At 75.3% G+C, this 22,923-nt stretch carries 6 protein-coding genes; 2 read left to right on the top strand and 4 right to left on the bottom strand.

What is annotated here, in order from left to right; all coding sequences use genetic code 11:
- Nucleotides 1–6 precede the first annotated feature (6 nt).
- The 3 genes from ACIP4Z_RS16365 to ACIP4Z_RS16355 form a co-directional block, all read right to left on the bottom strand.
- Nucleotides 7–4,893 (bottom strand): SDR family NAD(P)-dependent oxidoreductase, encoded by a 4,887-nt coding sequence (locus ACIP4Z_RS16365; RefSeq protein ID WP_401308553.1) that lies wholly within the window; start codon nt 4,891–4,893, stop codon nt 7–9.
- A gap of 147 nt (nt 4,894–5,040) precedes the next feature.
- Complete coding sequence (locus tag ACIP4Z_RS16360) at nt 5,041–10,578, bottom strand: beta-ketoacyl synthase N-terminal-like domain-containing protein (protein ID WP_401308550.1); 5,538 nt, start codon at nt 10,576–10,578, stop codon at nt 5,041–5,043.
- Between the two features lie 39 nt (nt 10,579–10,617).
- Complete coding sequence (locus tag ACIP4Z_RS16355; protein WP_401308547.1) at nt 10,618–19,533, bottom strand: SDR family NAD(P)-dependent oxidoreductase; 8,916 nt, start codon at nt 19,531–19,533, stop codon at nt 10,618–10,620.
- 790 nt (nt 19,534–20,323) lie between these two features.
- On the opposite strand from ACIP4Z_RS16355, the gene ACIP4Z_RS16350 reads away from it, so the two are divergent.
- Entirely contained in the window at nt 20,324–21,745 is a 1,422-nt protein-coding gene (locus ACIP4Z_RS16350; RefSeq protein WP_401308544.1) for a condensation domain-containing protein, read from the top strand.
- A 10-nt stretch (nt 21,746–21,755) separates the two neighbouring features.
- Here ACIP4Z_RS16350 and ACIP4Z_RS16345 read toward each other — a convergent pair whose 3' ends face one another.
- A complete protein-coding gene (locus ACIP4Z_RS16345; RefSeq protein ID WP_391045985.1) occupies nt 21,756–22,364 on the bottom strand; it encodes a hydroxyisourate hydrolase in 609 nt (202 codons plus the stop codon).
- A 52-nt stretch (nt 22,365–22,416) separates the two neighbouring features.
- On the opposite strand from ACIP4Z_RS16345, the gene ACIP4Z_RS16340 reads away from it, so the two are divergent.
- Complete coding sequence (locus tag ACIP4Z_RS16340; protein ID WP_188281614.1) at nt 22,417–22,611, top strand: hypothetical protein; 195 nt, start codon at nt 22,417–22,419, stop codon at nt 22,609–22,611.
- Nucleotides 22,612–22,923: the final 312 nt, after the last annotated feature.

Genomic DNA, 22,923 nt, shown 5'->3' with positions numbered 1-22,923 from the left:
GTCCTCCTAGTTCCGGGTGATGGAAGGCTGGGCACCGCGGGCGCGGCGCCGTCTCTCGCCCCGGGCGAGGCCGGAGTCGCGTGCTGTGGTGGTGGCGGTCCCGGCGGGACCGCCGTCGAGCGCCGCCGCGAAGGCGGCGACGGTCGGGTGCTCGAACAGGACGGCCGGGGCGATCCTGCGGTCGAGCCGCTTCTCGATGTCGGCGACCATGGACATCCCGACCAGGGAGTTGCCGCCCAGGTCGAAGAACGGGTCGTGGACGCCGATGCCGTCGATGCCGAGGTGCCGGCCCCAGCTGTCGGCGATGACCGTCTCCAACTCGGTGCGCGGGGCCGCGTATTCGGTACGCAGCAACGGCCGGGGGAAGCGCGGCCGTTCGCTGTCGGCGGGGGCGCCGGCCGCGACGAGCGCGTCCAGGTCGGTCAGCGCCGCCCACTCGCGCAACCCCTCGGCCATCGGCATCCGCACCGCCAGCAGGCTGCCGCGGGCGGCGCCCGCCAGCCTGCCCAGCAGCGCGTTGCCGCCGGACTCGGAGAAGCCGTAGCGGGCGCGGTGCTCGCGGACCCGGTCGGCCAGCGCGCCGCCGGACGCCTCGGCCTGCCAGTCGTCGTGCTGCCACGGGCCCCAGGCCACGCTCAGCACCTTGGTGGTGGCCGCGGCGGCGTCGGCCAGCGCCGCGCCGTACGCGTCCAGGACGGTGTTGGCGGCGCTGTAGTCGCCCTCGCCCAGGCCGCCGAAGACGCTGACCGCCGAGGAGTACAGGACCAGCAGCTCCGGCCGGTCGGCCTCCGGGGTGCCGGGGCCGACGAGTTCGGCGAGCGGGCCCATGGCGAGCACCTTCGGCGCGAGCACCGTACGGGCCGTGCCGGGCGTCAGGCGGACGGCCATGCCGCCCGCGGGGACGCCCGCCGCGTGCAGGACGCCGGTCAGCGTTCCGAACCGCTCCCGGCAGTCGCGCAGCGCGCGCCGCAGGTCCTCCGGTACGCCGACGTCGGCGGTGAGCAGCAGCACCTCGGCGCCTGACGCCTCCAACGCGGCGATGTCGCGCAGGCTTTGGGCGGCCCGCCCCTCGGGGTCGGCGGCAGCCGCGGCGTTCAGATCGGTCCTGCCGACCAGGGCCAGCCGCCGCGCCCCGGAGCGTACGAGTTCCCGTGCGAGCCCGAGGCCGAGACCGCGGGTGCCGCCGGTGACCAGATACGCGCCGTCGGGGCGTACGGGGAAGCCGGTCGCGCCGTCGGCCGCGGGGAGCGGCACCAGGCGCCAGTCCTTGAGCAGGCGGCGTCCCGCGCGCCAGGCGATCAGCGCGGGGGTGGCGGCCGGGTCGTCGTGCTGCCAGGCGCGGTGGCCGATCTCCTCCGCGAGGTGGGCGGCGCAGGTATCAGCGGGCGCCGACGGGTCCAGGTCGACACCGCGCCAGGCCGTACCCGGCTGCTCGGCGTGGGCGATCCGCGCGAAGCCGTGGGCCAGCGCCCGGTCGGGGGCCGTGCAGTCGCCGCCGTGCACCTGGGCGGCGCCCGCGGTCACGGTCAGCAGCTTCACGCCGCGTTCGGCCGCCGCCGAGGCGAGCGACTGGACGGTGAGCAGCAGGCTGTCGAAGCCCAGCCGGACCGCCCTGACCAGCTCGGCGTCCTCGGCGAACAGCGGGGTGCGGGCCGGGTCGCGCAGGCTCCACAGGTGGGCGACGCGCAGCGGTCCCGCGGTCCCGGCCAGCGCTTCCGCGACGACCCTGCGGTAGTGCTCGGGGTCGGCGGGGTCGATGACGACCCGCCGTCCGTCGCGCCGCCAGGCGCCGCCGGGCACGACCTCGGTGACGGGTGCGCCGCAGGCCGCGGCCAGCTCGGCCAGCCGGGTCCCGACACCGTCGCCGTCGGCGAACACCACCAGGGGCGCGGCCGGTTCCACGGCGGTCGGCGCGGGCAGGGTGACGTCCTGCTGCCACGCGGGGGCGTAGCAGAAGTCGTCGGGCTGCACGGCGCCGCCCGTGGAGCCGGTGCCGGTCGCGGCGGCCGTCCCCGTGCCCGTCCGCGGCCAGTAGCGGGTCCGCTGGAAGGGGTAGGCGGGCAGATCCGTGAGCGTGCCGGGGCGTGCGCCGCGCAGCGACGTCCAGTCGAGGTCGGCGCCCAGCTCCCAGAGCCGGCCGAAGGTCTCCAGCAGCCGGGAGCGGCCGTCGGTGGGGCCGCCCGCCGCCCACTGCGCGGGGACGGTGCCGAGCACGGTGGGGTTGGCGCCGCTGCGGTCGTTCTGCCGGAGCAGGCCGCCCAGGGTCTGGCCGGGGCCCAGCTCCACATAGCCGTCCACACCCAGATCCGCGCAGGCCGCCAGACCGTCGGCGAACCGCACCGGGCTGGTCAGGTGGTCGGCCCAGTAGCCGGGGTCGGTGGCCTGCTCGGCGGTCAGCGGCGCGCCGGTGACGTTGGAGACGACCGGGATGCGCGGCTCGTGCCGGGGCACCGCGGCCACGGCCTCGGCCAGCTCCGCGCGGGCCGGGGCGAGCAGCGCCGAGTGGAAGGGGTGCGCGGAGCGCAACTGCCGTGCCGCCAGGCCCTGTTCGGCCAGGTGGGCGGCGGCGGTCGCCACGGCGTCCGGCGCTCCGCTGACCACGGTCATGGCCGGGCCGTTGACGGCGGCGATGTCCACCGCCGTGCCGCACGCGGCCAGTTCGGCGCGCACCCGGTCGGCGTCGGCGGCGACCGCCAGCATCCGGCCCTCGGGCGCCGCCTCGATCAGCCGGGCGCGCCGCGCCACCAGCCACAGGGCGTCGGGCAGTTCGAAGACACCGGCCAGGGTCGCGGCCACGTACTCGCCGAGGCTGTAGCCGATCAGCAGGTCGGGCGTGACACCGTGCGTGGCCAGCAGCCTGGCCAGCGCGTACTCGACGGTGAACAGCGACAGGTGCGCGATCTCCGCGTGGCTGTCCGGGTCGTCCGCCAGGTCGGCCCCGCTGCCGGGCCTGGCCAGAAAGCCCGCCCCCGCGTCGGCCGGCGCCTGCGCGGGCTCACCGAGCAGCGTGTCCCGCAGGTCGATGCCGCAGCGCTCCTCGGCGACGGCCAGGCACGTCTCGACGGCCTCGGCGAACGCCGGTTCCGTACGGTGCAGATCGCGCGCCATGCCCCGGTAGTGGTCGCCCGTGCCCGGCAGCAGATACGCCAGCTTGGGGCGGCCCTTGACCGTACGGACCCCGGTGGCCCGCGCCGCGGTCGCCAGCGCGGCGGCAGCGTCCTCGGGGTCGGCGGCCACCACCGCGCGCCTGAACTCCAGCGCCGCGCGGCCGCTTTGCAGCGTGTACGCCAGGTCGTCGAGGCCGGTGCGTCCGGCGACCGAGGCCAGCGCGTCCAGCCGCGCCGTCAGCGCGTCGTCGTCGGCGGCGGAGACGGGCAGCAGTTCGGCCCTGCCGGGCGCCGGGGCGGCTTCGACGGAACCTTCGGCGGCGCCGTCGGCCGAGGTGCCTCCCGTGGTGGCGAGACCGGCGCGGACCGGGCCGCCGACGCCCGCCGCCGTGCCCGTCCCGGCCGCCGCGGGCGACGGCGCCGCCAGGACGACATGGGCGTTGGTGCCGCACCAGCCGAAGGAGCTGACGCCCACGAGCTGCGGCGACGCCTCGTCGGTCGGGAGGGGGCGGGACTCGGAAGCCGGGCGGACGGCGCCCGCGGCGACGGCGGTCTCCGAGGGCTCGGTCATGTTCAGATTCGGCGGCACCGTGCGGTGCTTGACGGCCAGGACGGCCTTGATGAGACCGGCCATCCCGGCCGCGGCCTGGGTGTGGCCGATGTTGGTCTTCACCGCGCCCACGTGCAGCGGCCGTTCGTCGCTGCGGCGCCCGAACACATCGGTGAGCGCGCCCAGTTCGATGGCGTCGCCGAGCTTGGTGCCGGAGCCGTGCGCCTCGACGTACGCGATGTCGTCGGGGGTCGCCCCGGCAGCGGACACCGCGCGGCGGATGACGTCGGCCTGGGCGCTGCGGCTGGGCGCGGTCAGGCCGTTGCTGCGGCCGTCCTGGTTGACGGCCGTGCCGCGGATGACCGCGTGCACCCGGTGGCCGCGCCGTACCGCGTCGGAGAGCCGCTCCAGGACGACCACCCCGGCGCCCTCGCCCAGCACATAGCCGTCGGCGCGGGCGTCGAAGGTCTTGCACAGGCCGTCGGGGGACAGCATCGAGGTGGAGCAGGCGTTGACGTACATGTCGGTGTGCATCAGCAGGAAGGCGCCGCCCGCCACCGCGAGGTCGCACTCGCCGCGGCGCAGCGCCGTACCGGCGAGGTGGACGGCCACCAGCGAGGACGAGCAGGCGGTGTCCAGGGTCAGCGCGGGGCCGCGCAGGTCGTAGTGGTACGCGAGCCGGCCCGCGACGACGCTGGCGGAACCGCCCTGGCCGCCGTACGGGTCGTGCAGCACGCCCAGACCTTCCTCGGCCTGCTCCAGGCGCAGGTACTGGAGGACGTCGGAGAAGCCGATCATCACTCCGGTACGGCTGCCCGCCAGGCTCGGCGGCGGCGTACCGGAGTCCTCCAGCGCCTCCCAGGTCAGCTCCATGAGCAGCCGCTGCTGCGGGTCCATCCGCAGCGCCTCCTGCGGGGAGCTGCCGAAGAACCGGGCGTCCCAGCCCGCCACGTCGTCGAGGAAGGCGCCGCGGGTGGTGTAGACCCCGTCGTTCTCGACGTGCGGGGCGAGGTCGAACCGGCCGCCCGGCACCTCGTCGAGGACCGCGGACCTGCCCTGGTCGAGCAGGTCCCAGTAGGCGTCGACGGAACCGGCGCCGGGGAAGCGGCACGACATGCCGACGACTGCGATCGGCTCGTGCGTCTGTGCCTGGGCCTCGGCCAGCTTGCGCCTGGCGTCACCCAGGTCGACCGTGGCCTTCTTCAGGTATTCGCGGAGTCTGTCCTCGCCTGCCATCTTCCTGCCCTCTGCCGATTCGTGGTGTGGTGACGGACTGCCCGGTGCCGGGAGCCGGTGGTGCCGGTGATGTGCGCCGGCGATGTGCCGGGGGAGTGCCGGGGAGTCGCTGTACCTCGGTGGCCGGGCCGTGCGCCCGGCGCGGGATTACGCCTGGGCGTCGATGAAGGCGAAGATCTCCTCGTCGGAGGCCTCGTCGAGCACCGCGGTGGGGGAGTCCATCGGGACTCCGAGTCGGTTGAGGGCGTCCTGCAGGGCCACGACCATGCGGTCCCGCAGCGCGGGTGCGGACGAGCTGAGTTCGCCGGTGATCCGGGCGAGGGCTTCTTCCATGGTGGTCACGTCATCCTTCGGGGCCGGGACCAGCGCGATGGCCAGGTGCTCCGCCAGGGCGCCGATGGTCGGGTGATCGAAGACGAGCGTCGGGGCCAGGTCGAGACCGGAGTCCGTCTGGAGCCGATTGCGCAGTTCGACCGCCGTCAGCGAGTCGAATCCGAGGTCGATGAAGGGCAGGTCGGGGTCGAGCGCTTCGGGCGCTCCATGGGCCAGTACCGCGGCCACGTGGTGGCGTACGGCGGTGTCGACCGCGGACTTCGCGGCGTCACCGGTGAGTCCTTCGAGCTTCTTGGCCAGGCCGCCCGCGGCGTTGGCGCCGGACTGCCGGGCGCCGCCGCCTTCCGCGGTCCGCCGCCCCGCGCGGACCAGGCCGCGCAGGATCTGCGGAATCCGCTCGCCGCTGTCCTGCGCGCCGCGCAGGCCGCTCAGGCTCCAGCGGGAGGCCACGACCGCGGCCTCGACGTCGGGGTCGGTCAGCACCGTGTCCAGCAGCCCGAGGCCCTGTCGCTCGTCGAGCGGCGCGACCCCGATCCTGGCCAGCCGCGCCTCGTCGGCCGCGGTCAGCGTCGAGCCCATGCCCGCCGTCGACCACAGGCCCCAGGCCACGGAGACCGCGGGCAGACCCGCCGCCCTGCGGTGGACGGCCAGCGCGTCCAGGAAGGTGTTGGCGGCTCCGTACGTGGTCTGCCCGGCGTTGCCGAGCACGCCCGCGACGGAGGAGAACAGGACGAAGGCGGCCAGCGGCAGGTCCGCGGTCAGCTCGTGCAGCAGCCAGGCCGCGTCCGCCTTCGGCCGCAGCACGTCCGCCAGGCGCTGCGGCGACTGGCCCGCGAGCAGGCCGTCGTCCAGGACACCGGCGGCGTGCAGCACACCGGTCAGCGGGTGCTCCGGCGGCACCGAGGCCAGCAGCGCCGACAGCTCGCCGCGGTCGGCGGCGTCGCACGCCTCGATCCGTACGGTGGCGCCGGGTCCGGCGGCCTCGGTCAGCTCGTCGGCCAGCTCCCGCGCCCCGGGGGCCGCGAGACCGCGCCGCGAGGTCAGCAGCAGGTGCCGTACGCCGAAGCGTTCGACCAGCCGCCGGGCGACCAGCGCGCCGAGCGCCCCGGTGCCGCCGGTGACCAGGACCGTGCCGTCGCCGAAGGCCGGCTCGACGGCGGGTGCGGGCACCCGGCGGGCGACCCGCGGCAGCAGCGTACGGCCGTCCTCCAGCAGCACCTGCGGCTCGTCGGCCTCGGCCGCGGCGGCGAGCAGCGCCACCGCCCTGCCGGGACCCGCGAGGGCCGCGCTGATGCCGCCGCGGGCGCCCACCAGCAGGAACCGGCCGGGGTGTTCGGCCTGCGCCGCCCGCACCAGGCCCCAAACCCCTGCCGTGCGCAGCGAGTCGGGGTCGGTGGCGATCACCAGCCGGGAGGCGGCGAAGGCCGCGTCGTCGGCCCACCGCTGGAGCAGGCCGAGCACCTGGCCGGTCAACTCGCTGACGCTCTGCGGGAGTTCGGCGCCCTCGGCGGTGTCCAGTGCCTCGGTGTCGAGCAGGACGTAGTCGGGCCGGACGCCGGACGCGGCGAGCGCGTCGGGGCCGGTGTGGAAGGGGAGCGCGGCGACCGGGGTGCCGAGCGCGGCCCAACTGCCGGGGCTCACCGCGGGAAGCGTCGTCTCGGTCCACTCCAGGCCGTAGTAGCCCTCGGGCGAGGCCGCGCTTCCGGCGAGCGCCCGCATGGCCGCGGCCGGCACCGCCCTGACCCGCATGTCGCGGGCGTCCAGGACCAGTCCGCCGTTCTCGTCCGCCGCGGTCAGCGACAACTGGTCGGCGCCCTCGGTCACGATCCTGACCCGCAGGGCGGACGCGCCGACCGCGGTCAGCCGCACCCCGCGGAAGACGAACGGCAGCCGCAGCTCGTCCCCTTCGCCCTCGGCGGCGTACGGGTGGAAGGCCGAGTCGAGCAGCACCGGGTGAAGGCCGAAGCCGTCGTTCTCCGCGCCCTCGGGCACCTCGACCTCGGCGAACAGCTCACCGTCGGTGCGCCAGGCGCCGCGCAGCCCGCGGAAGGCCGGGCCGTAGCCGTAGCCGCGCTCCGTCAGCCGCTCGTAGACCGCGTCCAGGTCGACCGGTGCGGCCCCCTGCGGCGGCCAGGTGGCGGCCCACGCGCAGCCGTCGGGCTCCGCGGGGCCCGCGGCCAGGCTGCCCGACGCGTGCCGGGTCCAGCTCTCCTCGCCGCCGCGCCGGGCGTGCACCCCGACGGAGCCGTCGCCGCCGATGGCGACCTGGAGGTCGAGCGACCCGGTCACCGGCAGCGGCATCGGCGCCTCGAACGTCAGCTCCTCGACCCGGTCGTAACCGGCCTGCGCCGCCGCCTCGACGACCATGTCGAGCAGGGCGGTGCCGGGCACGATCGCCGCGCCGCCCACGGAGTGGTCGGCCAGCCAGGGCAGGTCGTCCGCGGTCAGCCTGCCGGTGGCGACCAGTCCGCCGTCGGCGACGGCGACCGCCGCGCCCAGCAGCGGGTGCCGCAGCTCGGTCAGGCCGAGCGCGTCGGCGTCGCCGCGCGGCGGGGTCCGCAGCAGCCAGTAGCGCGTGTGGTCGAAGGCGTACGTGGGCAGTTCGACGGGCTGTCCGCCGGGCGCCGCGGCGCTCCAGTCGGCGGACGCGCCGGCCGCGTACGCCTCGGCGAGCGCGGTCAGCAGCCCCTCGGGCTCGGCCAGCGTGCGCCGGGACACGGCGGTCACGACGGCCTTGGCGTCCGGCAGGCAGGCGCGGACCATCCCGGAGAGCACCGGGCGCGGCCCGATCTCCAGATAGACGTCCGTGCCCGCCGCGTCCAGCCGCGCGGTCATGTCGGCGAAGCCCACGGCCTGGCGGACCTGGTCGGTCCAGTAGCCGGGGTCGGTCCAGCTCCGGTCGGCGCCGAGGTTGACGGCGGTGTCCAGCGTCGGCTGACGGAAGGTCAGCGCGGCCAGTTCGGCGCCGAAGGCGTCGAGCATCGGCTCCATCAGCGGCGAGTGGAAGGCGTGGCTGACGGTGAGGCGCTTGGTGCGGCGGCCCTGCTCCGCCCAGTGGGCGGCGACGGCGGCGCAGGTCTCCTCGTCACCGGAGACCACCACGTCCGCGGGGCTGTTGACGGCGGCGACCTGCGCCAGGCTCTCCTTGCCCGCCAGCGTGACGGCGACTTCCCGCGCCGTGGCGGAGATCGCGAACATCGCGCCGCCGGAGGGGAGTTGCTGCATCAGCCGGGCGCGGGCGGTGATCATCCGGGCCGCGTCGGCCAGGTCCCAGACACCGGCCACATGGGCGGCGGCGATCTCGCCGACGCTGTGCCCGGCGACCTTGTCGGGGACCAGACCGAGCGAGCCGAGCAGCCGGAAGGCGGCGACCTGATAGGCGAAGAGCGCGGGCTGCGTGTAGTAGGTGCGGTCCAGCTCCGCGGCCTCGGGCGTGCCGGGCTCCGCCCACATCACCTCGCGCAGCGGCCGGTCGAGATACGGGTCGAGCGCGTCGCACACCTCGTCCAGGGCTGCGGCGAAGACGGGGAAGGCGGCGTGCAGTTGACGCCCCATGCCGGGCTGCTGCCCGCCCTGTCCGGTGAACAGGAAGACGGTCCTGGCCGTACCGGACGCCACGCCGGTGGTCACCGGGGAGCCGTCCCTGCCCTGCGCGAAACCGTCGAGCCGGTCGAGGAGTTCGGCGCGGTCGCGGCCGACGACGACCGCGCGGTGGTCGAAGCGGGCGCGGGTGGCGGCCAGCGACCAGGCCACGTCCACCGGGCGCAGCGCCGGTTGAGCGGCGACGCGGCGGCCGAGCCGGTCGGCCTGGCCGCGCAGGGCGTCGGCGCTGCGGGCGCTGAGCACCCAGGCGAGCGGGGCCTTGCCGGTGTCGGACGCGGCGCCGGTCCCGGTGTCGGAGCCGGTGTCGGTCCCGGTCTCGGAACCCGTCCCGGTCTCCAACTCCGTTGCGGCGGGGGCCGGTCGCGGCTCCTCCAGGATCACGTGCGCATTGGTGCCGCTGATCCCGAAGGACGAGACGGCGGCCCGGCGCGGCGCGTCCTCGCGCGACTCCCAGGGCTCCTCTTCGGTCAACAGCCGTACGGTGCCCGCCGACCAGTCGACCCGCGAGGTCGGGGTGCCGACGTGCAGGGTGCGCGGCAGCTTGCCGTGCCGCATCGCCTGCATCATCTTGATCATTCCGGCGATGCCCGCGGCGGCCTGCGTGTGCCCGATGTTGGACTTGATCGTGCCGAGCAGCAACGGCCGCTCCGGCGTGTGGTCCTTGCCGTAGGCGGACAGGATCGCGTTGGCCTCGATCGGGTCGCCGAGCGGCGTGGCCGTGCCGTGCGCCTCGACCGCGTCGATGTCACGGGGCGTCAGGCGGGCGTCGGCCAGCGCCTGGGCGATCACCCGCTCCTGCGCCTTGCCGTTGGGCGCGGTCTGCCCGTTGCTTGCGCCGTCCTGGTTGACGGCCGTGCCGCGGATCACGCCGTAGATCGGCCGGCCGTTGCGCTGAGCGTCCGAGAGGCGCTCCAGCAGCAGGACACCGCAGCCCTCGCCCCACACCGTGCCGTCGGCGTCGGCGGAGAACGGCTTGCAGCGCCCGTCGGGGGCCAGGCCGCGCTGCCGGGAGAACTCCGCGAACATGTCGGGCTCCGCCATGACGGTCACCCCGCCCGCCACCGCGAGCGTGCACTCGCCGCTGCGCAGGGAGCGTACGGCCTGGTGGACCGCGACCAGCGAGGACGAGCAGGCGGTGTCGAGGGTCACCGAGGGACCTTCGAGACCGAAGCTGTAGGAGACCCGGCCGGACAGCATGCTCGGGGTGCTGGCGACCAGGAGGGTGCCGTCGACGTCCTCGGGAACGGCGCCGAGGAAACGCGCCGAGTAGAACTCGTACATCATCCCGGCCCACACGCCCGTGCTGCTGCCGCGCAGCGTCGCCGGGTCGATGCCGGCCCGCTCGAAGGACTCCCAGGCCGCTTCGAGGAAGAGCCGGTGGTGCGGGTCGGTGCTCACCGCGTGACGGGGGCTGATCCGGAAGAAGGGGGCGTCGAAGTCGCCCGCGTCGTGCACGAAGGCGCCGCGCCGGGTGTAGCTGGTGCCGGGGGTGTCGGGGTCCGGGTCGTACAGCTTCTCCAGGTCCCAGCCGCGGTCGGTCGGGAACGGGCTGGTCGCGTCGGTGCCGGAGTCCACCAGCTCCCACAGGTCGTCAGGTGCCTCGACCCCGCCGGGGTAGCGGCAGCCGATGCCGACCACGGCCACCGCCTCGTGCTCGCGGTCATCGGCCTCGCTCAGCTTGCGCCGGGCGTCGGTCAGGTCGCCGACCACCTTCTTCAGATATTCGCGAAGCCGCTCTTCGCTCGTCATAGCCGTGTCCTCCAGTACGAAGTCGGGTTGTCGCGAATGTCAGAGTTGGTTGTCGATGAAGTCGAAGAGGTCCTCGTCCGAGACGGTTTCGAGGCCGCCGCCGGGCAGTGCCGGGCTCAGGAGCCGCCCCGGTCCCTCGCCGCCGTCGCGCAGCCGGCTCAGCGCCGCCTGGAGCAGCGCCTCGGTGCGGTCGCGCTCGTCGGGGTCGGCCGGGCCCTCGGCCGCGGCGCCGCCGTCGAGCAGCGCGGACAGCGCGTCGCCGAGGGTGCCCCACAGCCGGTCGCCCGCCGGTACGGGCTCGGCCGGTGCGAAGTCCGCGGCGAGCCGGGCCGCCACGTCCGCGACGGTCGGATGGTCGAAGGTCAGCGTCGCCGGGAGCGGCACGCCGGTCATCCGGCCCAGGCCCTCCTGGAGTTCCACCGCGGCCAGCGAGTCGAAGCCCAGCTCCGTGAAGGGCCGGTCGACCTCGATCCGGTCGGCCCTGTCGTGCCCGAGGACGAGCGCGGCGCGCTCCCTGACCAGGTCGAGCAGCACCGCGTGCGCCGCCTCCCGGTCGAGCCCCGCCAGCTTCCCGGCGAGTCCGCCCTGACCCGCGGCGGGCGCGGGCGCCGTCGTACCGGGCGCGGCGGCGGGCCGGACGGAGGCCGTTCCGCGGGCCGGGCGCGGCGCCGGCACCAGGCCGCGCAGCAGCGGCGGTACGGGTGACCCGCTGGAGGCCGCGCGGGCCCGCAGCCCGGTCAGGTCCCAACGGGCCGCCACCGTACGGCCGCCCGTCAGGTCGGCGGCCAGCGCCGCGTCGAAGAGCGCCAGACCCTCCTCCTGGCCGAGCGGCAGCGTGCCGATCCGTGCCAGCCGCGCCTGGTCCACCGCGCTCAGCGCCGTGGCCATCCCGGCCTCCGCGGACCACAGGCCCCACGCGACCGAGGTCGCGGGCAGCCCCGCCGCCCTGCGGTGGACGGCCAGCGCGTCCAGGAAGCCGTTGGCGGCGGCGTAACCCGCCTGCCCCGCGGTCCCGAGCACGCCCGCCACGGACGAGTACAGGACGAACGCCGCCAGCGGCAGGTCCGCCGTCGCCTCGTGCAACAGCCACGCCGCGTCCGCCTTGGGCCGCAGCACATTCCCCAGCCGCTCACCGTCGAGCCGCGCGACCACGCCGTCGTCGAGCACGCCCGCGGTGTGCACCACCGCGGTCAGCGGCTTGTCGTCCGCGATCGAGTCCAGCACCGCGGTCAGCGCCGCCCGGTCCGCCACGTCGCACGCCGCGACCCGTACGGCCGCGCCGCGCGCTTCGAGCGCGGCGACCAGCTCGTCGGCCCCTTCGGCCGCCGGGCCGCGCCGTGAGACCAGGAGCAGGTCCCGCACGCCGTGCCGTGCCACGAGGTGCGCGGCGAGGCGCGCGCCGAGTCCGCCGGTACCGCCGGTGATCAGGACCGTGCCGGTGCCGAGGGCGCTTCCGGGGTCCGGGGTGTCCACGGTCCGCGCGCCGTCGACCGGCTCGGTGTCGGTGCTGGTGCCGGTGCCGGTGCCGGTGTGGGTGTGGGTGTGGGTCTCGGTCTCGGTCTCGGTCTCGGTCTCGCGGAGGGTGAGCCGGGGGACCAGCAGGGCGCCGTCGCGGACGGCCGTCTGCGGCTCCGCCTGGTGCAACGCGGCTGCCAGCAGCGGCCATTCGTCCGGCGCCGTACCGCTCGCGTCGGCCAGGGCGAAGGCGTCGGGGTGCTCGGTCTGGGCCGACCTGATCAGGCCCCAGAGCGGGCCGCCGGTCAGCGAGTCGGGGTCGGCGAGGAAGAGCAGCCGGGTGCCGGCCAGTTCGGGGTCGGCGACGCGTCGCCGTACGAGGTCGAGGGTGTCCGCGAGGACGCGGCGCACGGTCGAGGGGAGGCCGCCGGACGCTGCCGGTTCCTCGGATGTCGGGCCCTCGGGCGTCGGGTCCTGGGGCGCGGGGATGACCAGGACGGCCGGGGCCGCGCCCGTGCGGGGGGTGTCGAGGTCGGCGAGTACCGAGGCGGGGCGGCCGGAGGAGCGCAGGGCCGCGGCCACGGGTTCGGCGGCGGCGGAGCCGAGCACCGCCCAGGGCGCTGAGTCCTCGGAGGACGGGGCCGGGGACGCGGCGGCCGGGACCCAGGCGATGTCGTACAGGCCGATGTCCTTGGGGGCCGAGGTCGCCGTGAGGCCGAAGCCCTCGGGGGCGTTGCGCATGCTCACCGTCACCTCGCCCACCGGGCGTCCCGCCGTGTCGCACAGGGACATCCGGGTGCCGTCGCCGGACGCGTCGCTCGCGGTGAGCCGTACGCGCAGGGCGTCGGTTCCGGGCGCGGGGACGGTGACGGACGTGAAGGAGAAGGGGACAGGGCGGCCCGCCGACGAGGCGTTCCTGGCCTCCAGGACGAGGATGTGCAGGGCGGCGTCGAGCAGGGCCGGGTGCACGGCGAAGTCGGCGGCGGCGGACCGTACGTCCTCGGGCAGCCGGACCTCCGCGTAGAGGTCGTCGCCCGCACGCCAGGCGCCGGTGAGGCCCTGGAAGGCGGGGCCGTAGCCGTAACCCGCGGCGGCGAGCCGCCCGTACACGTCGGTGAGGTCGACCGTCTCGGCTCCGGCCGGCGGCCAGACCGCGGCCCAGCCGTCGTCGGGGGCGGCGTCCGCCGAGGCCGTCAGGTGGCCGGTGGCGTGCGCCGTCCACGGCGCGTCGGTGTCGTCGGCGGGCCTGGCGTGGACGGTCAGCGCGCGCCGCCCGTCCGCGTCCTCGCCGCCCACGGCGACCTGGACCTCGACCGCGCCCAGTGGCGGCAGGACCAGCGGGGTGAGCAGGGTGAGTCCGCCGACCGCCTCCGCCCCGGCCAACTCCGCCGCCTGGAGGGCGCATTCGACCAGCGCCGTACCGGGGACGACGGCGGTGCCGCCGATGGCGTGGTCGGCCAGCCACGGCGTGGAGCGCAGCGAGAGCCGTCCGCCGAGCAGGTGGCCGCCGTCGGCCGCGACGGTGGTCGCGCGGCGCAGCAGCGAGGTGCGGGCGGTCGAGCCCGCGTCGGGCCCCGCGTCGGTGAGCCAGAACCGGCGCCGGTCGAAGGCGTAGGTGGGCAGCTCGGTACGGGCGCCGTCCGCCGCGGTGGCGGCCCAGTCGACGGTGGCTCCGGCGGCGAACGCCTCGGCCAGGCCCCGCAGGAGCGCGTCCTGTTCGTCCCGGCCGCGCCGGACCAGCGGTACGACGCTGCCGGGCCGCCCGGCCAGACTCTCGCGGGCCATCGGGGTGAGCACCGCCTGCGGTCCGACCTCGAACAGCACGCCGGTACCGGCGGCGGCCAGCCGGTCCACGACCGGCGCGAAGAGCACCGTGTCCCGGATCTGGTCCACCCAGTAGGCGGGGTCGGTCCAGGAGCGGTCGGCGCCCAGGGCGGCCTCGTAAGGGAGTTGGGGTTCGGCGAGGGTGGTCGCGGCGATCTCCCGCCGGAAGGCGTCGAGCATCGGGTCCATCAGCGGCGAGTGGAAGGCGTGGCTGACGGTGAGCCGCTTGGTGCGGCGGCCCGCGTCGGCCCACTGCCGCGCGATGGCCTCGCAGGTCTGCTCCTCGCCGGAGATCACGCAGCTCAGCGGGCCGTTGACGGCGGCCAGGCCCACGGCCCGCGCCGCGTACCGCGGCTCCGCCAGCGTGCCGCGGATCTCCTCCTCGCTCGCGGCGACGGCGAACATCGCTCCGCCGCGCGGGAGTTCCTGCATCAGCCGGCCGCGCGCGGCCACCAGCCGTACGGCGTCGGCCGGTTGCCACACCCCGGCCGCGCAGGCCGCCGCGTACTCGCCGACCGAGTGCCCCGCCACGACGTCGGCCTCGACGCCGAGGGAGCGCAGCAGCCGCCACGCGGCCGTCTCGAAGGCGAAGAGCGCGGGCTGGGTGTAGCGGGTCTCGTCCAGCAGGACCGCGTCGGGTCCGTCGGGCTCGGCCCACAGCACCTCGCGCAGCGGGCGGTCGAGGTAGGGGCCGAAGGCCGCGCAGATCTCGTCGTACGCCGCCGCGAACACCGGGAAGGCGGCGTGCAGTTCGCGTCCCATGCCGAGCCGCTGACCGCCCTGCCCGGTGAAGAGCAGCGCCGTCCGGGCGCGGCCCCTGGCCGTACCGGAGACGGTGCCGGGCCCGGCCGGGTCGCCGTCGGCGAGGGCGCGCAGCCCCGCGATCAGCTCGTCGGTTCCGGCGCCGAGGACGACGGCGCGCTGCTCGAAGACGGTACGGCCGGCCAGCGTGCGGGCGACGTCCTCGGGACGCCTGTCGGCGACGGCGCCGGTCAGCCGCTGGGCCTGGTGCCGCAGCGCCTCGGGGGTGCGGGCGGTGACCGGCCAGGCCAACAGGCACTGTGCGGAGCTTCCCTGACGGTCCGTCCGTTCGACGGGAAGGTCGGCCGCGGCCGGTTCCTCCACGACCACGTGGGCGTTGGTGCCGCTGATGCCGAAGGAGGAGACGGCGGCCCTGCGGACCCGCTCCCCGCGCGGCCAGGCCCGCTGCTCGGTGAGCAGCCTGATCCGTCCGGCGTCCCAGTCGGCGCGCGGCGTGGGCTCGTCGGCGTGCAGCGTGCGCGGCAGCGTCTCGTGGCGCAGCGCCTGCACCATCTTGATGACGCCCGCCACACCCGCGGCGGCCTGCGTGTGACCGATGTTGGCCTTCACCGAGCCGAGCCAGACCGGTCGCGCGGCGGCGGGGTCGCCGCCGCCCGGGGCGCTGCCGTAGGTGTCGATCAGCGCGTTGGCCTCGACGGGGTCGCCGAGGGAGGTGCCGGTGCCGTGCGCCTCGATGGCGTCGACGTCGTCGGCCGTGAGCCGCGCGTCGGCCAACGCCTGGCGTACGAGGGCGCGTTGGGCCTGACCGTCGGGTGCGGTGAGGCCGTTGCTCGCACCGTCCTGGTTGACGGCGGTGCCGCGGATGACGGCGAGCACCGGGTGGCCGTTGCGGCGGGCGTCGGAGAGCTTCTCCAGCAGCAGCACCCCCGCGCCCTCGGAGAAGGACGTGCCGTCCGCGTCGGCCGAGAACGCCTTGGCCCGGCCGTCCGCGGCGAGTCCGTGCTGCCTGCTGAACTCCACCAGATTGCCGGGCGTCGACATCACCGTCACGCCGCCCGCCAGCGCCATCGGGCACTCGCCGCCGCGCAGGGCGCGGACCGCCAGGTGCAGGGCGACCAGGGAGGACGAGCAGGCCGTGTCGACGGTCAGCGCGGGGCCGCGCAGGCCGAGGGTGTACGCGACCCGGCCGGAGATGACGCTGAGCGCCGTACCGGTGAGCAGGTGGCCGTCACCGCCGCCGTTCGGCCGGTGCAGCGGGGGGCCGTAGTCGGAGGCCATCGAGCCGAAGAAGACGCCGACCGGCTGCCCGGCGAGCGTGGCCGGGTCGATGCCCGCCCGCTCGACGGCCTCCCACGACGTCTCCAGCAGCAGCCGCTGCTGCGGGTCCATCGCGAGCGCCTCGCGGGGGCTGATGCCGAAGAAGGCGGCGTCGAACTCCGGTGCCTCGTGCAGGAATCCGCCGCCGACGGTGGTCAGGGCGCCGGGCCGGTCGGGGCCCGCGCCGAGCAGTGCGTCCAGGTCCCAGCCGCGGTCGGCGGGCAGCCCGGTGACCGCGTCGGTGCCGTCCGCGACGAGCTGCCACAGCTCCTCCGGGGTACTGACCCCGCCGGGGTAGCGGCAGCTCATGGCGACGACGGCGATCGGCTCGGGCGCGTCGGGGTCGACGCTGGAACCGGCGGACGTACCGGTGTCGGCAGCGGTGTCGGCGGAAGTGCCGTCGCTGGTCACGCTGTTGGGGGCGGGCCGCACGCCCGCGCCGTCCGCCTCGGGCGTCTGCGGCGTCAACCGCGCTGTCAGCTCGGCCAGTCGCTCGGCCAGCCGCTTCGGCGTCGGGAACTCGAAGAGCAGTGTCGTCGGCAGCTTCAGACCGGTGGCGTCCTTGAGCCGGTTGCGCAGCTCGACGGTGCCCTGCGAGTCCAGGCCGAGGTCCTTGAAGCTGCGGCGCGGGTCGATCGCGCTGCCGTCCGCGTGCCCGAGGACCGCGGCGGTGCTCGCGGTGACCAGATCGCGTACGGCCTCGGGAGTGCGGACCGCCACGGGCGCCGGGGCCGGGTCCGAGGGTCCCGCGGTGCCGGCGGCACCGGGACCGGCCGCCGCGCCGAGGATCGGCGCCCCGCCCAGCCAGTGCCGCTCGCGCTGGAAGGCGTACGTGGGCAGGTCCGTCGTACGGGCTCCCGGTACGGCCGCGACGGGCGCCCAGTCGACGTCGGCGCCGTGTACGTAGGCACCGGCGAGGGCGCGCAGCACCTGCGCGGGGCCGCCCTCCTCGCGGCGCAGGGTGGGCACGGCGGCGGCCTCGTGGCCCGCCTCCTCCGCGGTCTCCTCGATCGCGTGCCGCAGCACCGGGTGCGGGCTGCACTCGACGAACAGGCCGTTGCCGTCGGCGAGCGCGGAGCGGGTGGCGTCGGTGAAGCGGACGGCGTGGCGCAGATTGCGGTACCAGAAGTCGCCGTCGAGCTCCGAGGTGTCCTCGACCCGGCAGCCGGTCAGCGAGGAGTAGAAGGGGGTGTCGACGGCGACCGGCCGGACCGGTGCGAGCACGTCGAGCACCTGCTCGCGGATGACTTCCACGGCGGGGGAGTGCGAGGCGTAGTCGATCTTGAGGACCTTGGTGCGGAAGCCGTCGGCGTCGAAGCTCGCGGCCAGCTCGGTGAGCGTGTCCAGCGGTCCGGAGACGACCGCGGAGGTGGGGCTGTTGAGCACGCTGAGGGTCGCCGCCCCGTAGGCCGCCAGCCGTTCCTCGACCATGGCGAGCGGCGCGGACACCGACAGCATCCGGCCGCCGGTGACCTGGAGCAGCACCTGGCTGCGCAGGGCCACCACGCGGGCCCCGTCGTCCAGGGAGAGCGCGCCGATGACGGTCGCGGCGGCGATCTCGCCCTGCGAGTGGCCGATGACGAAGTCCGGTTCGACCCCGGCCGCGCGCCACACCTCGGCGAGCGAGACCATCACGGCCCACAGCGCCGGCTGCACCACGTCGAGCCGCTCGAAGCCGGGCGCGCCGGGCGCACCGCGCACCACGTCCACCAAGTCGTAGTCGGTGTACGGGGCCAGCGCGCGGGCGCACTCGGCGATCCGGTCGGCGAACGGGCCGTCGATCTCCAGCAGTTCGCGCGCCATGCCCCACCACTGGGAGCCCTGGCCCGGGAAGACGAATCCCACGCCGCCGGTCGCGGTGTGCCCGGTGATGACCTCGCTGTGGGGTCGGCCCGCCGCCAACTCGGCGAGCAGCGTGTCCAGTTCGGGGCGGCCCGCGCCGAGGACGACGGCGCGGTGGTCGAAGGCCGAGCGGGTGCGCAGCAGGGACAGCGCGACGTCCCGCGCCGGTACGTCGGGGCGCGCGGCGAGGTGGGCGGCGAGCCGGTCCGCCTGGGCGGTCAGGCCGCGCGGGGAGCGGGCCGACAGGAGCCAGGGGGTGGTCGGGGCCGCGTCGGCGTCGCAGTCGCGGCGGACCTCGGGGCTGTCGTCCGCGACGGTCTCGTTCGGCGTGGTCTCGTTCGGCGTGGTCTCGTTCGGCACGGTCTGGGGCGCCACGGTCTCGTTCGGCACGGTCCGGGGCGCCGCAGTCCCGTTCGGTGCGGTCTCGGGCGCCGCCGCCAGGATCAGGTGGCAGTTGGTACCGCCCATACCGAAGGCGCTGACGCCCGCGGTCGGGCGGCTGTCGGGGGAGCCGGGCCACGGACGGGCGGCGGTGACCACCTCGATGCCCTGCTGCTCGGCCGCGATGGCCGGGTGGAGCGAGGTGAAGTTCAGGCTGGGCGGGAGCGTGCGGTGGCCGATGCTGAGCGCCACCTTCAGCAGACCGACGATGCCGGCCGCGCCCTCCAGGTGGCCGACGTTGGTCTTGGCCGAGCCGACCAGCAGCGGCGGGGCGCCGTGCGCCACCCGGGACCCGGTCTCCAGCGAGGCCCCGAGACCGGCCGCCTCGATCGGGTCGCCGACCGCCGTACCGGTGCCGTGCAGCTCCACGTAGGCGATCTCGGCGGGCGCGACTCCCGCGTCGCGGCAGGCCAGCCGGACGACCTCGCGCTGCGCCTCGGGGTCGGGAACGGTCAGGTGCTCTCCTGTGCCGCTGTTGACGGCGCCGCCGAGGATGACGCAGTGCACGGTGTCGCCGTCGGCGAGCGCGGCCGACAGCGGCTTGAGGAGCACCACACCGCCGCCCTCGCCGCGTACGTAACCGTTGGCCCGGCCGTCGAAGGTGTGGCAGCGGCCGTCGGGGGACAGGGCGCCGAAGCGCTCCAGGGCCCGGTCGCTCTCGCCGAGCAGATTCAGGTTCACTCCGCCCGCCAGCGCCGTCCGCGCGGTGCCGCGACGCAGCTCCTCGCAGGCCAGCCGCACGGCGACCAGGGCGGAGGACTGGCCGGAGTCGACGGTGAGGCTGGGGCCGCGCAGGCCGAGCAGGTGCGAGACCCGGTTGGCGATGATGCTGCGGTGGGTGCCGGTGACGCTGTGCCTGCTGATCCCCTGGCCGCCGAGCCGGTCGTGGACCAGCGCGTAGTCGCCGGTGATGGCGCCGATGAAGACTCCGGCCGCCGTGCCGTGCAGGGTCGAGGGGACGATCCGGGCGTGCTCGATCGCCTCCCACGCCAGCTCCAGGACGAGCCGCTGCTGCGGGTCCATCGCCGCGGCCTCGGCCGGGGAGAGGCCGAAGAAGGCGGCGTCGAAACGGTCCACGTCGGCGATGTATCCGCCGCGCCTGGCCCGGCCGGTGCCGTCCGCGGCGCCGTCCGCCGTCGATCCCGCCGTACCGTCCGTCTGGCGCCGGTCCGCCGGGGCCTCGCCGACCGCTTCGCGGCCTTCGCTCAGCAGCCGCCAGAACTCCTCGGGGCTCTTCGCGCCGGGCAGCCGGCAGGACATGCCGATGACGGCGACCGGCTCCGCGGCCGTGGACCGTTCAGTCAGAGCGGACATGACCCACCTTTCGAGGATTGGCTGTTCCAGAACGCATCGCCCGGCATCGCACGCACTGCGGCGCATTGCCGTGAATTTCTTCTTCGTGTTTCTCTTCGCGGGTCCTGACGGTTCGGTAAACGCATTCCGCTGCTCAGGACCGGGAAATACGACCGGGGCGGCCGGCGTGGTCTTCACCGGTGGCCCCGGCTGTTCCGGGCATGGCAGAAGCGTGGACTCCACGGCCCTGGCGGGTCAAGGAAGTTCGCCCCGAACGCGGTGGCAGGGAATACCGCGAACTTGATGCCAACGCGCGCGTATGGACAAGGAGAAGCGACCCATGAATAAGTGTGTGATGCGGCGAAAGGGCCGCCGGAAAACCGTCAGGAGCGAGGTGCGGGAGGAGGTGAAGCAAATGCGCAAGGTGGTCTGTACGCGGGTGGTCTGCACCCGGGTCGTCTGCACGGCCGTGAGCCACGCGCGCGGCACCGTCTGTCGCTGAGCCGTCACGTTCCACGCGCCGCGCGGCTCGTCACCTTCCTCCCCGCGCCGACGGGCGCGGGGGGAGGGGCCGTACGGCCGTACGCGAACCCGTAGCGCGGCCCGGAGCCCGCAGACCGCAGCCCGCCGACTACCGATCACCGACCGCTTTCCGGCGCACGACCGCCGCACGCCTGCCGCACGACCGCCGTCCGACCGCCGCCCCGAAACCCCGTCGGCGCCTCACCTCGCGCCGCGCCACCTCCTCACGCCACGCCGGACCACCGCCTCACGCCACGCCTCGTGCCCCACCTCATGCCACGGAGGGACCATGCCCGTCGACGCCCCGCTCACCTTCGGCCAGTTGTCGACCTGGCGATCGATAGAAACCTTCGCCACCGACCGGCTGATGGAGGTGAACGTCCCCGCGCTGTGGGACGTCGAGGGACTTCAGGCGCCCGCGATCGACCGTGCCCTGCGCGTCCTGACGTACCGTCACGACAGCCTGCGGACGACGTTCCACACCGATGCCGACGGCCGGCCCTTCCAGCGCGTCCACCCCGAAGTCCCGCTCCGGTTGGACCGGTTGGACCTGCCGTCGGTGACCCCGCAGGACGGCGCGCGGGTGCTGCGCGAGCTGTACGCGCGGCCCTTCCCCGTCGTCGGCGACCCCGGCTGGCACGGCACGCTGATATGCGCCGCGGGCCGCCCCCGCTATCTGGCCGTGTCGATGTCGCACATGGTGGTGGACGTCTGGGCGATCCGCGAACTGGAAAGGCAGCTCAAGGAGTTGGCGGCCAGGGGCGGAGGGGACCCGGCGGCCGACGGCCGGCCGGGGCCCGCGCCGCGCGAGCTGGCCGTCCTCCAGCACGGCGACGCCTGGGCGGGCCACCGCCGCGGCGCCGAGAAGTACTGGAAGAAGATCCTGGCGGGCGGCCCGCTGAGCAATCTGCCCGCCCGGACGCCCGGTTCCGACGAGCGCCGCATCCAGGCGACGTTGCGCTCCCCGCGGCTCGCCGCGCTGGTCGCGGACGCCGCCTCCGCACACCGGGTGTCGCCGCAGAGCGTTCTGACCGCGCTGACCGGCGCGGCCCTTTCCGGAGTGCTGTCCCGGAACCGGATCATGCTGAGCCTGATGTGCGCCAACCGCTTCGACCCGCTGTGGCAGCCCGTCGTCAGCACCATGAACCAACTGGTGCCGCTGCCCTGCGCGGTGGACCCGGACGCGCCGCTGTCCGGCTTCCTCAAGCGCGCGCATCTCAGCTCGCTGCTGGCCTACCGTCACGGCAGTTACGACGTCGACGCGGCGGCGCGGCTGGCCGCCGAGGCACCGGGGCCGGACGGCTCGCTCTTCGTCCACGACTGCTGGTTCAACTACGTGGCGGAGGAATCGGAGCCGTCCGCCGACGTACCGTCGGCATCGTCACCGCCGCCCGTACCGGCGCGGGACCGGGCCGATGTCCCGTCCGGCGCGTCCCTGACCTGGACGCCCCCGGCCCGCGAGGCGGGTCACCCGTTCTATCTCCGGGTCAACGCCGAAGGGGCTCACCAGGTGGAGCTGACGCTGCGGTCCGACCCCGACGTGCTCGGTGAGGAGGATGTCACCGCCGTCCTGCGGACCATCGCGCTCGGGGCGCTGCGCGCGGCCACCGAGCCGGAGGCCACGGTCGGCGCCCTGCTGGACGACGGACGGGCGAGGGGGGAGCTGGGAGCCGATCTGTTCCCGCGTCAACCGGCCCTCGCCAAGGGGTAGTCGCGGTGCCTCAGGCGCCGCGGTAGCTCAGGAAGGAGTGCGTGGAGACCACGATCGGCAGGTGGATGTCCGCGTCGGACTCGGTCACTCGGAACTCGACGATGGCCCGGGGGTGCAGGGGCAGCGAGCCGAGGACGGCGTAGTACGCGTCCAGGTCGCAGACCACCTGGTAGATGCCCGGCTGGATGTTCCGGTCACCGAGCATCGCCAGCCGGCCGTCCTGACCGGTGCGCCCGCGCACCAGCTCACGCCAGTCGTCTCCGGCGGGCTGGCGCAGCAGGACGTCGACGTCCGCTGCCGGTACGCCGAACGCACTGTCCACGATGTGCACGCAAAGACTCACGGGGTCCCGCCTCCGGGTTCGGGCGCGCCTTTTGCGGTGTCGCGCCTGGGTGGCCACGACGTTGGGGGATGCCCCTATCGTTCCGCCATCGCTCCGGCGGCCCGGGACGATAGGACCGGCGGCCCCCGACGATAGCGAAACGAGGGCGGGGCGAGAGCCGGACCGCCGCGCCGAGCCCCGCGCCGACCTGCGGCGGTCGGGTGAGAGCGCCGTGATAGCGACCGTGATAGCCGGGCGAGGACGGACCGAAAGCGGTCCACCGAACCATGAAGTCATCGAGCCACCGGGACACCTGAACCGGCGGCCCCACAGACTTGGAGATGGCATCATGACGGTTCGCGCCTTCCGCCGCAGCATCACCGCCGCCGCCCTGCTCGTCACCCTCACGGGCGGCGTCGCCGTCGCGGTCACCTCGACGCACTCGTCCACGAACGGCCACACCTCGGTCGTACGTGTCGACGGCGGAACGCCGAAGCCGACCCCCACCCCCACCGCCTCCACGGACAACACCATCTGGGACTGACCTCCGCCGCGGCCCTCGCGGCCCGGCACCCCGTACCACCGCACCGCGCACCACCGCTTCCCCAGCTCCACCCCACGACGACCGCCGCTCGGTCGGCCGGATGAGCCCTTTCTCACGGCGCCCCGGTTCGATCCGGCGAATCGTCTCCCCACGAAGCCCGTGCCGACACGGGCATCCCGCACCGTCGGAGATCCGGCACCCCCACCCGCCCGCGCTCTCGGGTACCTCCGCACCATGACGCCCGTGACCCCGGGCCGCCCACACGGCTGGGCGCCTTCCACCCCGTGACACCCGGTGCTACCGGCTGCCCGG

Origin of the sequence: Streptomyces sp. NPDC088910, from assembly GCF_044749865.1 — a bacterium.
GTDB lineage: Bacteria > Actinomycetota > Actinomycetes > Streptomycetales > Streptomycetaceae > Actinacidiphila.
The sequence above is the reverse complement of the archived record's forward strand: the minus strand, read 5'-3'. Positions and strand labels throughout refer to the sequence as shown.